The sequence below is a fragment of the Echinicola sp. 20G genome (genome assembly GCF_015533855.1).
Lineage (GTDB): Bacteria > Bacteroidota > Bacteroidia > Cytophagales > Cyclobacteriaceae > Echinicola.
The window spans coordinates 1851324-1864637 of sequence record NZ_AP024154.1 but is presented as its reverse complement, the minus strand read 5'-3'; the positions used below and the strand labels follow the sequence as shown (position 1 = coordinate 1864637).

General features: G+C 43.0%; 8 protein-coding genes. All 8 read right to left on the bottom strand.

Annotation, left to right across the window (positions count from 1 at the left end; genetic code table 11):
• Nucleotides 1-21 precede the first annotated feature (21 nt).
• The gene (locus JL001_RS08215) at nucleotides 22-1692 is read right to left on the bottom strand and encodes a RagB/SusD family nutrient uptake outer membrane protein (protein WP_200975633.1); all 1671 of its coding nucleotides are present in this window, start codon (nucleotides 1690-1692) and stop codon (nucleotides 22-24) included.
• Between the two features lie 4 nt (nucleotides 1693-1696).
• Nucleotides 1697-5017, bottom strand: coding sequence for a TonB-dependent receptor (locus JL001_RS08210; RefSeq protein WP_236252751.1), 3321 nt, complete (start codon nucleotides 5015-5017; stop codon nucleotides 1697-1699).
• 134 nt (nucleotides 5018-5151) lie between these two features.
• Nucleotides 5152-6327, bottom strand: coding sequence for a FecR family protein (locus JL001_RS08205; RefSeq protein WP_200975632.1), 1176 nt, complete (start codon nucleotides 6325-6327; stop codon nucleotides 5152-5154).
• Between the two features lie 186 nt (nucleotides 6328-6513).
• Nucleotides 6514-7065, bottom strand: coding sequence for an RNA polymerase sigma-70 factor (locus JL001_RS08200; protein ID WP_200975631.1), 552 nt, complete (start codon nucleotides 7063-7065; stop codon nucleotides 6514-6516).
• 149 nt (nucleotides 7066-7214) lie between these two features.
• A complete protein-coding gene (locus JL001_RS08195; RefSeq protein ID WP_200975630.1) occupies nucleotides 7215-8585 on the bottom strand; it encodes a glycoside hydrolase family 28 protein in 1371 nt (456 codons plus the stop codon).
• Between the two features lie 271 nt (nucleotides 8586-8856).
• A complete protein-coding gene (locus JL001_RS08190; RefSeq protein ID WP_200975629.1) occupies nucleotides 8857-10602 on the bottom strand; it encodes a beta-xylosidase in 1746 nt (581 codons plus the stop codon).
• 132 nt (nucleotides 10603-10734) lie between these two features.
• Nucleotides 10735-11700, bottom strand: coding sequence for a glycoside hydrolase family 5 protein (locus JL001_RS08185; RefSeq protein WP_200975628.1), 966 nt, complete (start codon nucleotides 11698-11700; stop codon nucleotides 10735-10737).
• A 180-nt stretch (nucleotides 11701-11880) separates the two neighbouring features.
• Nucleotides 11881-13269 (bottom strand): glycoside hydrolase family 105 protein, encoded by a 1389-nt coding sequence (locus JL001_RS08180; protein ID WP_200975627.1) that lies wholly within the window; start codon nucleotides 13267-13269, stop codon nucleotides 11881-11883.
• Nucleotides 13270-13314 lie beyond the last annotated feature (45 nt).

Below are 13314 nucleotides of genomic sequence, written 5' to 3'. Positions count from 1 at the left end.
TATTTAATGACCAAATTCTACTTATTGTCCAAGGTTTGGATTGATATTTACCTCAGACTCTGGAATGGGCCATTGATCATCCACCCCTGGCCTAAAGTTTTTCGAAGTCACAAACCACCTAAAATCCGGATCAAGTTTTTTGGAGGTAGTGGCATATTTCTCTGAGTCAGGAAAAGGAGCTCCCCAAAAATCACCCACCAACACTTCTTCTCCGATTTCCCATCTAAAAATATCCCAAAGTCGGACACCTTCGAAGGCCAATTCAATTCTTCTTTCATTTCTCAGTATAGGACGCAAAGCTTCGGCGTTGGTCTCTTGAATCGGAGGAAGTCCCACTGATGCCCGTCCACGAACTGCGTTGATCGTCAGGTCGAGCAAGTCTTGGGTAATCGGGTTGCCTGCTTCCAATTCTGCTTCAAGGTAACTTAGCAGTACTTCTGCATAGCGGATAATTGGAATATTCCCCCCATAATCATTTCTTAAGTTGCCAGAAAAAGACTCATCAAAAAACTTCCTAAGGCCGTAGCCGCTTCTGGTGGCTTGCTTAGAGTAAGTCAGCTGATCCACTGAACTGGTGGCGTCCGGGTGGCAGTTATAGACATTTGATCCAAAGGTACTGTTGTTCCAAAGGAAGTTATACCTGAACCGAGGATCCCTGTTCTCACCCATATCATCATAATTGAACCTAGGGTCGTCATAGGAAAGAGGGCTTCCATCATCAAACCCATAAGCATCAGTCAGGCTGCCCAAAGGATTCACAAAATGCCAACCACCGGAAATGGCCGGATAGGTATGTTGTGGCAAAGCATTCGGTGCCTGGCCTGGAGCAAATTGAGAGCTGAAGATATTTTCTGAGCTATTTTCCCCATTGGGATTAAACAAGGATTGGTAATCCGGATCAATTTCATTATCTCCCAAATCAATGATTTGCTTATAGGCTGCAGCAGCTTCTGTAAACCTCTTTTCACTAAGGTATATTCTACCCAAAAATGCCAAGGCGGCCTGCTTACTGGCTCTTCCTGTTTCTGATGCCTGAAGATCCCCATAAGCAGGTAGGTCCTGAGCAGCAGCAGTAAGCTCATCTATCACAAACTGTACAATAACAGACTTCTCCGCTTTCACCACATTATTGGCCTCTTCTGGAGTCAAAGTTTCTGTCACCAAAGGGACTGCCCCCCAAAATTGCGACATGTAGAAATACTGTGTAGCTCGTAAAAACTTCGCCTCCGCGGCCATTCGTTGGATTTTTTCGGTTGGCATATTTACGGATTCTATATTTTCCAGAAAATCGTTACAGATCGCGATCCTTTTATAAGACCCTTGCCAATAACCATTGATGACATTATTATTGGGCAAAAGGGTACCATTGGTCAACCTGTTAATGGTAGAATTATCTCCTCGACGGTCATAACCATTGTCTGTCGCCAATTCCAAAAAAACTATTCCACAATAGGTCCACCAATCGCTGGGCACGACTTGGGTACCAAATTCAATAGCACCACGGTACATTCCAGTCAATGCAATCAATGCGTCCGATTCAGTTCTCCAAAAGTTTTCCTGGGCAAATGCATCTGATGGATATTGGGAAAGCTTATCCTCACAAGAAAACACCAAAAGCAGCGCAAAGCTTAAAATCACTTTTGACTTGAAAATACTTCTTGATTTTTTATGTATTATTTTGGGAAATGCCATGGTCTTAGAATTTAATATTTACACCTAAAGTATATGTGGCCAAGATGGGATAATATGCCCCAGAAGTATTGATTTCCGGATCCCAACCTTGCCTGTAGGAGTTGAAGGAAAGAAGATTCTCTCCACTCAAATAAAGTCTTGCTTTTTGAAGTCCTATTCTTTCTACAGCTGCTTGCGGAAGGGTATAGCCGAGCTGAAGGTTTTTCACCCTGAGGTAAGCGGCATTCATCACCCAAAAATCAGAAAGTACCGTGTTGGGTGTGCCACTATTAGTGATCACTTCCAAGCGAGGATAATCGGGGTAACGCTCAGGATTATCCGGGTCAAACCTTCCTTCCATCTGCCACCTCTGGATATTACCCAAGTTGAAAAATGCCCATCCTGCATAGTTGTTCAACAAGCCATTGACACCAGCCGCACCTTGCATCAAGACTGAAAAGTCAAAGCTTTTATAGTTCAGACCGAAGTTAAATCCAAAGGTATATTTGGGAATCCTGCTTCCCAAATAGGTACGGTCATAGGTAGGATCAACCTGCCCGTCAGGGACACCATTTGGACCGCTGATGTCCTTATACCGAATATCCCCTGCCTGAGGGTTAGGGTTGACAGCAGTTTGAGTGGGCCAATCACCTATGTCCTCTTGGCTAAGAAATACCCCGTCTGATTGATACCCATAGTACATCTCCATGGGATAGCCAATAAACAAATTGGAACCATTGCCCACGAAGCCATTTGGCTGCTCCACGTTACCTAATCCGAGAGTGACCACTTCATTATTGATCAAGGAAAGATTTCCGGCAAAGGAATATTCAAAATCCCCGCTTCTATTTCGGTATCCCAAATCAAATTCAAAACCTGCGTTTTTAGCCTCTCCGGTATTGGTTTCACTCATGCTTACACCCAAAACGGATGATACACTAGCAGAAGGCTGGAACAGAATATCCGTGGTGGCCCTGTTGAAATAGGTGGCATTCAAGGTCAATTTGCCTTCAAAAAATCCTGCTTCAAACCCTACATCCGTGGTGGTCGTAGATTCCCATTTGATGTCAGCATCTTTGTAAGTGGAATAGGCCGCGCCAGTAGCAATACCTCCACCAATTGGATAGTTTCTCTCAGATTGCAAAACCCTTTGGTATGGATAGTTCCCTATATTCTGGTTACCCAATACCCCCCATGAAGCCTTAACTTTTAGGTCGGAGATCCAATTCACATTTTCGAAAAAGTCTTCTTCTGAAAGCCTCCAGCCCAAAGCCATGGAGGGAAAGAGCGCATACTTGTTACTTTCTGGAAATCGGGAAGAACCATCATAACGCACGGTAGCCTCCAACAGGTATTTTTCATTATGATTGTATTTCAATCGGGAAAACAAGGACTGGATCGCCCACTCATCATCATACCCTCCTGAAAGCTGGTTGTCCGCACCTCCCATTCCTAGCACGGTATAGTCGTTACTCGGAAAATCCTGTCGGTAACCATTAAAGTAATTGAGAATTTGGTTCTCAAAAGAGTAGCCAACCAGAAAATCCAAGGTATTGTTATTGATCTCCTTGGTATACTCTGCTAACAGTTGGGTAGTTTTATAGACCTGCTTGTTACTGTATTGGTTCAAATAAGATTGGGCCAGGTACACATCGTCATTCAACCTTTGGGAGGCCAAATAAGAACGCTGCTCTAACAAAGTGAAATTATAACCGCCTATTCCAGTCAACACTAATCCCTTAACGGGTGTCCAAGCTAACCTGACATTTACGCCCATTCTGGACTCCGGATTTTTGAGGTAGGACGCAGATTGCAACCAAGAAATCGGAGTACCGCCACTTTCAGGGCCAATACCAAAATCGCCATTTGAGGCTTGTCCTAAATATACTGCCGGGTAACGTAGCGCATTTTGGATCAACTGATCAGAAAGCTCTCCCCCCTTATTGGCCGTGGCCTGAGGTTCATTACGCTCTTCAAAGGCGCCAAACAGCCGGGTGGTCATGGTAAGGCTTTCGCCAAGATCACTTTCTAAGTTCAACCGAATATTATACCGATTATAATTGTTTCGCTCTATGATTCCTTGCTGTCCAAGGTATCCCGCAGAAAGAAAGTATTTATGGATATCCCCTCCACCATTTAGGCTGACCGTATGACCTGTCTGTACGCCTTTTCTGGAAAACAACTCCTCCAAAAAACGGGTATTGGGATAATTATCGGGGTCAGATTGATTCCGATAAGTTTCAATATCCTCCTCAGTGTAGCTATTGCTTCCTGATGCGATATTGTACAGCTCCGCGTATTCCCAAGAATTGGCCAAGTCAGGCAGTTCCGTAGCTTCATTGAATCCCACATAACCATTATAATTAACCGTCAGCTTGCTTTCACTGCCACTTTTTGTGGTAACCAAGATAACCCCATTTGCGGCCCTAGCTCCATAAATTGCTGCCGAGGAAGCATCCTTTAGTACCGAAACAGACTTGATATCATTAGGGTTAATATCATCCAAAGTACCCGGAATACCATCAATGATCACTAGTGCATTGGGAGTAGCTCCAAAAGACCCTACCCCTCTTACACGTATGGATCCGCTACTCTGCCCAGGGCGACCTGAGCGTTGTATTACGGTGACCCCCGGCATTTGACCGGTCAAGGCTTGGGTTGCATTTGGAACTGGTCGGTTCTCTATGCTTTCAGAGGAAATTTGGGATACTGACCCAATCACATTCACTTTTTTCTGTGTACCGTAACCAACCACAACCACCTCATCCAGTGATTTCAGGTCTGGGGATAATGAGATGTTGAAGACAGTTTGGTTTCCTACTTCTACCGTTTGCTGTTCATAGCCAATAAAACTAAAAATTAGGGTAGCTCCCTCATCGACATCAATACTGAATTTTCCATCGATATCCGTTACAGTACCTCTAGTGGTTCCTTGCACTTGAATGGTAGCTCCAGGAATGGGTTGTCCATTTTCATCTACAACAGTTCCGGATATGTCAATGGCACTTTTCTTTTTGAGTAATGGTGTTTCATACTTTGAGTTGCTTTCTTTTTTTCTGATGATTACTGTCTTGTCGTGGATTTCGTAGGTAAATTGATAGGGTACAAGTACCTGATCCAACACCTTTTCCAAACTCACTTTATTCAGATTGACATCCACTTTTGGGACTTCCTTGATCAAATCTGACCGATAGAGGAAATTAAATTCGCTTTGTCTTTTGATTTCCTCAAACACTTGCTCGATGGTCGCTTGGTGTAAATTCAGTGCCAATTTCACATTTTGTGAATAAGCACTTGCTGAAACTTTCATCACTCCGACCAAGATGAGAATTAGCGTGAATTTCATGATTAACAACATTTTACACCTTATCCCTAAGGGTAGGTTACTGGGTTTTTTTTTCATAATTTTGGGTTGCTGAAGTAAAACATTTTGATTTAATCGAATCGTTTTCGGGGGGATGCTACCAACATCCTCCTTTTTTATTTTATGATAACATTCCTCCTTTCTATTGTGAATTCAACTTCTCTTGTTTTTTCTAATAATTTCAAAAGGTCTTCTAAGTTTTCGTACCTCCGTATTTTTCCTGTAAAAGGGATTTTCTTTGCTTCCTGACTTTCAAACTGAAATGATATATCATACCATCTGGCCATATCCATCATGATGGCATCCAACTGTTTGTCCTTAAAATAAAACCAACCATCTTTCCAGGAAACATATTCCATGACATCAACCTCTCGACGCATAATGGCTTTCTCGTCCTTTACCCAAACACTTTGTTCATTGGGAGATAGGCTTTGTAAATCCTCAGGTTGATCCTCCAAATACACATTTACCTTCCCTTCTACCAAGGTGGTGTATATAGCTGGTTGATCCTGATAAGAAGAGATGCAAAAGGCAGTTCCCAAGACCTGGACCACCTGACCTCCACTGATGACCTTAAATGGCTTCTCCTCATTCCTTGCTACCTCAAAAAATGCTTCTCCGGTAAGCTCTACTTTTCTCTCTCCACCAACAAAGGCGGTTGGATATTTTAAAGTCGAACCTGCGTTCATCCACACTTGAGTACCATCCGACAGCGTAAGTTTAAAGTGCCCTCCTCTAGGAATTACCAGCGTATTGTACTTCACTTGCCCTCTCTCAGCATCCTCCGAACTGTATTCCAGTTTATTTCCGTGGATAGAAATTTTTGCTCCCCCTTCTTCCGTCTTAAAGTCATTTCCAGAAGAAAGGTCGTAAGAACTGCCATCATCCATCAATAGGATGGCCTTTTCAGTTCCAGGAATTATCGTAGAATTGGCTTGAAGAGGAGCCTCTTCCTGAAATAACAAGGCAGGCTTTAAAATGGCTAACACTGCCAAAATCAACGCTATAGTCGCTGCCAATGACGCCACATACACCATGAACTTATTTTTCCTTTTGGGCTGGAAAATGTTGATTTCAGATGAAACCTTAGGCCAATCCTTTTTACTGATATCAACAGCATCTTCAAACTGAGAGCCTCTTTTATAAAAATCGCTTACTTTATTGAAATAAGCTTGATGATCCTGACTTGCCTCTAACCAATCCCTCAACAGCTGCTCTTCTTCTTCCGACAAGGAAGAGTGGATCTTTTTCCAAATAATTGAAAAGTCTATATTTTCAGAATAATTCTTCACCTTTTGCACGCTTTTTCCTTATGACACACGAACACGTCAAATAGGTGACAAGAAAAATTTATTTTATTTCATATTTATTCATTTACACAAAATAATAACACTAAAAACAACAGCATAACACCCTATTAAAATTACATAATTCGATTTAGCAAAACAAAAACCTACTTCTGTAAAGCACCTACTTGCTTAAAGCATAAAATTTAAATTCAGGTTTTCTCGTAATGTTACCCTCAGCTTGTCCTTTGCTCTCAAAAGTTGGGTTTTAATGGTGTTCTCAGAAATATTGAGTTGGGTAGCAATGTCTCTTACCGAATTTTCCTCTACATATTTAAGTTTAAAAATATCTGCCATTTTTGGCGGTAATTCATTGATGGCTTGTTCTATTTTTCGAATGAGCTCTGTATCATCAAGATCAACATTCGAATCATTCAAGCAGGCTTCCAAATAAAGTAACTGATGCTTGTCCTCAATTTTAAGGCTTCTCAAATGATTCAAACAACGGTTCTTGACGGCTTTATATAAGTAAGATTTAAATGAGGTGGTGATATTCAAGTACTCTGCTTGTTCCCAAATGTGTACAAAAATATTTTGAACAATGTCCTCACAAACCTCCACATCAAAAACAAAACCTTCAGCAAACTTCATCAAGGGAGGGTAATAGTCATGAAAAAGTGCTTCAAAAACATCTTTATTTCGTTTTTGAATCTCATTGACCAATAGTTTATCCTCGATTCTCAAATGGGAGGTGATTTTAGGGGTGATTTACTATGCAAAATAAGAAATCAAAACTTAAAAATAAATACACCCTTTCCAATCAACTCCTATAAATTACCTTTTAAACAAGTAAACCCTTCTTTTTACAGGTAGAAGGATTAGCATTTCCCTTTTCAATTTTCCAACATAAACCCTTTTACATTTTCGTTGATGAGTGCTTCCCCTCTAATGGAATCTACCTGAATATTTCTCAGCTGAACATTTTCCACAGGCTCTTCCACATTGGCTTGAATCCGTGAAACAAATGCCACATCTGTGGCTTCGACATTTTCCATATAAACTTCCTTGATCGGAGTTAATCTACGCTCATAGGTAGGCACCAAATCCCGCCACTGATAAAGCACATCTGTTTCTATTCCCAAAATGCCTTTATCAATTTTACCTGACTTGATGTTTTTCATTCTGATATTGGACACATAGCCTCCTCTTCTTTCATTGGTTTTGATAAATAAAAGATGGTTAAGTTTAGCGCCAGCCTCCACTTCACAGTTCTCCATATAAACATTCTCCACTCCTCCAGAAAGCTCACTTCCTATGGCAAGGAGTTGATGGCCATTTTTCACCAAACAATTTCTAATCACCACATTTTTTGTCGGCATATTCAACCGCCATGCATCTTGGTTTCTACCGGACTTTACAGCGATGGCATCATCACCTTGATCAAACACACAGTCCTCTATCAGCATATTTTGGCTCATTTCAGGATCCACGCCGTCATTATTGTGCCCATGGGCATAGACATTTACCTTTCGGATCACCACATCTTTGGACATAAATGGATGGATCACCCAAAACGGGCTGTTCCTGATTTTAACTCCTTCCAACAACACATTTTGACACCGGTTAAACTGGATAAATTGTGGTCGAAAGTGAGAAGTATCATTCACAAACTGCCTTTCCTCCACCGGCACATCTTTCGCCGCTTGGTTATAGAGTCTTTTTAGACTTTCCATATGTGGCTTTGGCCGGGCAAACCACACCTTCCAGGTGTCCATCTTGGCCCTAAGCTCGCCAGTACCAGTAATGGCCACATTCTCACACTCAAAAGCATAAATCAAGGGAGAATAATTAAAACACTCCATCCCTTCCCAAGTAGTCTGCACCGCAGGTAAATAGTCCTGAGGATCTCCCGAAAAAAGCAATACTGCCCCTTCCTCCAAGTGGAGATTCACATTACTTTTGAAGTGGATCTTTGCCGTTGGCCACTCTCCAGCTGGGACAACCACCTTCCCTCCACCATGCTCAAAAGCAGCAGTGATGGCATGTTCAATAGCTTTAGAAGTAGCTTCTTGATCATCTTGTTTAGCACCAAAATCAGTAATCAAAAAGCGCTCGGCCTCACTAAAATCAGGCACCTTGATGACAGGCATTTCAAAAGGAGCAGCTACTTGTACTTCTTCCATGCGGAGAGTCACTTTCTTTTCAGAACAAGAGCTCCACAAAAGCCCAAGTAAAACGCTAATGGCATAAAACTGATGTTTCATTTGAATTGTTATTTGCGGTGGTTATTAATTTCACTAAACTGAAAGAACCCCGGAAAAAATGCTCCGGGGTTCTTCAGAAAATGTTTAGGAACTAAGCCTAAAACATTAAAATAAACCCAAATTATCGTAATAATAATATTATATGTAGGCTGTTAAACCTACCGTAAACCCCTATTTCCAAACTAAGATAAGGCCAATCTCAACCGGAAGTGTACTGTTCCATACTGTACCTTATCAACGCTCCTCCCAAACTTTCAACTCACTTAAGGCCTCAAGGCTTTCTGATCAGCTTGAGCAGCGACACTCCTTGACGAGGCAATACCATATCCAACTGGAAACTTCCCTCTTTGGCGTAAATCCATTGGGGAGAGGTTAACAAATCCAGCTGACCGGCTTTTTCCAATTGACGGATTTGTTCCGAACTTGGAGACTGTGGGGATCCCATGGCTTTCCAAAGCTCATAGGCATTGCTGTTTTCTTTGTCTACCCTAAAATGCTCTAGCAAGTATTTCCCAGGTTCCAAGCCTTTCAAATCCAAACTGATAGGAGAAGCGGGAGCCGTTTCATTTCTATCATGATAGTTCCAAACCATTATGGTCACTTGATCCTCAGACTTCGCTGCCAATGCATTGATATCAGGTAAATTCCCCCGGACACTATGATCTCTAATGGACATGGCATCATATGCCAATTGATCACTATTGCCCGCTCCATTGAGGACCTGTACCCGCTTTCCATCCATCATACCAAACATTCTGAATACATTCAGAACAGGTTTATCTACACCGTTGGTGGCCATATCCCTGAACCCGGCAAACCAAGCTTGGTCCTCAAACTCAAATCCCCAAGTCACCGCACCCAGAAAGTTGACCCCATAATGGTCTGCCAACTGGTACTTCCTCGCAAAAGAAGCTGCCGTATAGCTGGAATACATGGTTCCGTTTCTATAAGCATTGTGAGGGTAATCCGCCTCAGAACAGGCCGCACAACCCTCGGGATCGGACTCTCCAATGATTATCGGCAAATTCTTTAAACTAGGATAGGAAGCCACAATTTCAAAACCTTTATCAATATCCCGTAACTGCCTTCCCATGTCCATCACTACCACACCATCCTCCAATCGGGGACTTCCCTTGGCATGAAAAGTAATAAAGTCTAAAGGAGAACCTTGTTTCCCTGTCACATAATTGGTCCCTTGGGTGACATGATCCAAAAACTGTTTTAAGACCTTGGCTGCATCAGGATGACCCGGACCGGTAGTTTCAGGGCCGCCGATTTTGGCAGTGGGCAGTGCCCGCTTTACCGCGTCAGCGGTGTAATCATATAACTTGATATATTCCTCTGTGGTGCCTTGCCAATAACCAATATTAGGTTCATTCCAAAGCTCCCAATACCAGCTTTCCACTTCTTCCTTTCCATAGCGCTCCACAGAATGCCTCACCCACTGAAAAACCAACTCAGCCCATTTTTCATAATCTTTAGGGGGATAAGCCCAACCCCTATAAATTTCTTCGTATTTCGCTCCCGGCTTCCAATGATGCCGATAGGGCTCCGGCTTGGAAGAAAGTGCTTTGGGCATAAATCCAATCTGCGCAAATGGCTTCATACCTCTTTCCACATAAGTATCAAAAATCTTATCCACAATGGTCCAGTCATATACCGGATTACCTTGCTCATCTTCCGTGTAGGCATTGGTAGAACCCCACTTTAAGGCTGCCCGGGTACCTTCATCTGTGACCAATAGGCTATGTGCCCGTACATTAACCGGAACCGGACTGAGCTGTGAGATTTCCGTTAAAAGTTTCTGGCCATCCTTCATGTAGGTGTAGTTGGGTTCATCATAGCCCCACCAGGCCCAAACCGGATCCATCTCCCCAACGGTTTTATCAAAATTAACTTGAATTACAACGGTATCAGCTGGAGTAAAAGGCAAATCACTTTGTCCGTAGGTAGAAAAAGTATTCAAAAAGGGAAGGCTTGTCACTACAAAGAAGAGGAACAGGAATAGTCTTTTCATAGAATAGTAGGGTTAAATTGGGTAAAACCACCTTATGTAAAGGCTGTCATTTTGAACAATTTAACCATCAATAATTAAAATGTAAAATAAACACTTAAACTTTCCTATGCAGTTGCTCTACTAAGTCCTATGCTATTCCGTTTTCAAGTAAGACTTGGTCAAGATTGCCCATTCTTTTAAATCTGTAGCTTTCCAGTTCCCTTTCGAGGAGGCTGAGGGCTTCAACATGGAGCAGGTTTCATCCTTGTCTGACACCGACCAAGTCAACCAGCTCAGTTGATTCTTTTCCATCCAACTATGCCAATCCGTCCAAGACTTCTGATCAATGGGACCATTACCAGTGGCCTCCATGGCTGCGCATTCCGACACAAAAAGCGGAAGTCCTTTGTCTAAGGCATAATCCGCCTTGTCCCTTAAAAATTTCTTATGGGTAGCAGCATAAAAATGCAAGGTATACATCAAATTATCAAAACCGACAATAGGGTCATCAGCCGCCAAATGGATATCCTGATCCCAATGGGGCGAGCCTATCAGGATAAGATTGTCTGGGTCTATTTCCCGAATGGCACGGATTACCTCTTCACTGTAGGCTTTCACTTCTGCCCAAGTATCATCCACAGGCTCATTATATATTTCATAGATCACATGAGGGTGCTCACCGTACTTACGGGCCATTTCCTGAAAAAAGGCCTTGGCATCCTCTGTAAAAATATGATGGCTATGCCAATCGATGATCACGTAAATATCAGCTGCTATGGCTGCTTCTACCACTGCTTCTATTTTTTCTTTGGACCAATCCGACTGCGACAGGTAGGCACCTGCTGGTTCTACGCCCATGGCTGCCCGAACCACATTGACACCCCAGTCTTCCTTGAGCCAGCTAACCACCTCCTCATTATAAAAACGGGGCCACCAATTATGCCAACCAAAACTCACCCCACGAAGTACCAATGGGCTTCCCCCTTCATCAACCAATTGCGTTCCCACAACGGACAAAGACTGGATGGTTTCACTTTCATTTTTTTCAGGGGACTCTTTAACGGCATCAGCCTTACAGGCCAAAAGGGCAAATATTGCCAAACATATTACTCGCAACATGGTCATTTAGGTTTATTAGGTTTACCACTAATTTAAGGACCTGTTGGATAGGATAGGGGGCTTTAATGTTTGGAATGGGGGTAGTATTTGATAAGTAAGTCGGCATTGACAAGTTAAAACAAAAAAAGAGAGGCCCTGCTTTCACAGGCCCTCTCTCTATTTATCGAATATCGATAGTGATCAGTTCTTAGAAGATTCGTCCAGTAGCTGCACCGAACTGTCGTTGATCTCAAAGTCGTGCATTTCCAACATCCTGATCACTTCAGCGCCAGCCGCTAACACAGGACCATAGCCATGGGCCGCATAGGGATTAATCGGACGGTGGTAGTAAAATGCAGGGTCAAAACCCATACCTGTACCGACACAAGTACCTTCCACCTGACCTTGGTCATTGACCTGTGTACTCACTGCATTCCAAGCCAATAGGGTCATAGGAGCATGAGCTTGGTCATCTACCCAGCCTTCATTAATGGCCTTGGCGATGCAATAAGTGTAAATTGCTGTGGCAGAAGTTTCCAAATAGGAATCATTTTGATCCAGCAACTGATGCCAAAAACCAGACCCAGACTGCAACTTGGCCAAACCACGGATATGCTTGTTCAGCAAGTCCAGCACCATTGGTCTTCCTGGATGATCTTCAGGAAGGGCATCCAACACTTCTACCTTGGTCAGGATCGCCCAACCATTGGCACGGCCCCAGTGGAACTGAGGGTGAACATCCATCCCCTGCACCCAGCCATGCATATAGAGGCCTTTCTCTTCGTTGAACATACGCTCAGAGAATAGCTTGATCTGCCTGACAGCCTCATCAAAATATTTTTGTTCGCCAGTATATTTGCCCATCTGCACAATAGCAGGCACACTCATGTACAGGTCATCCAGCCAAAGGGTGTTTTTCAGTGGCCTGTTCCTGGCCAATGTACCATCCTCCAAGCGGAACTGCCCATTCATGATATAGTCCATAAAATTCTCAATCACCGGCCTTACATCGGCATCCAGACCGCTTCTGTCCGTTTTGATAAAAGAAGCACACAGCGCCCCCGCATCATCCAAAGCTCCTGGGTAGAGCACCGAATGCAAAGCATGCTCCTTGCTCCCGACCGCTTGGAAATATGGATAAAGGTCGGCGATAAACTTCACCCTTTCTTTGGTATAGTTGGTATATTTTTCATCACCTGTCACTTCTCCTGCCAAGAGCATGGCCGAATAAGTCACCCCCCATTCATAGCTTAACAACCTGAAATCACCTTGTTTCAGCACCGATTTCTCATCTACTTGGCTAAAGTCAGTAATGGTTTCCCCCGCTTCAGTTAGGATTTCGGTCGGAGTAGTAGCTGCCAAATAATCCCTTACCCGGTCAATGACCGCTTTGACTTCTGCGGTTTCGGGTACCCCATAAGGTACGGGATAGTCAGGTTGCAATAAGTGCAAAGGCGTATTGGTATCAGTAATCTTTTCTTCAGGGGCTTCAGAAACAGCTTGGTCTGATGGGGTTTGCGGAGAACAGGCCAAGGCCAAGCTCATCATGCCCAAGATTCCAGGTTTCCATAAGGTCTTTTGGATGTTCATAGGATCAGTAATAAAATTTTGATCTATTAAATTATTGAATTAAAA

Bases quoted from the DNA above. Each gene is read 5' to 3' on its own strand.
- JL001_RS08215 (WP_200975633.1), bottom strand. From the start codon at position 1,692: ATGGCATTTCCCAAAATAATACATAAAAAATCAAGAAGTATTTTCAAG.
- JL001_RS08210 (WP_236252751.1), bottom strand. From the start codon at position 5,017: ATGAAATTCACGCTAATTCTCATCTTGGTCGGAGTGATGAAAGTTTCA.
- JL001_RS08195 (WP_200975630.1), bottom strand. From the start codon at position 8,585: ATGAAACATCAGTTTTATGCCATTAGCGTTTTACTTGGGCTTTTGTGG.
- JL001_RS08190 (WP_200975629.1), bottom strand. From the start codon at position 10,602: ATGAAAAGACTATTCCTGTTCCTCTTCTTTGTAGTGACAAGCCTTCCC.
- JL001_RS08185 (WP_200975628.1), bottom strand. From the start codon at position 11,700: ATGTTGCGAGTAATATGTTTGGCAATATTTGCCCTTTTGGCCTGTAAG.
- JL001_RS08180 (WP_200975627.1), bottom strand. From the start codon at position 13,269: ATGAACATCCAAAAGACCTTATGGAAACCTGGAATCTTGGGCATGATG.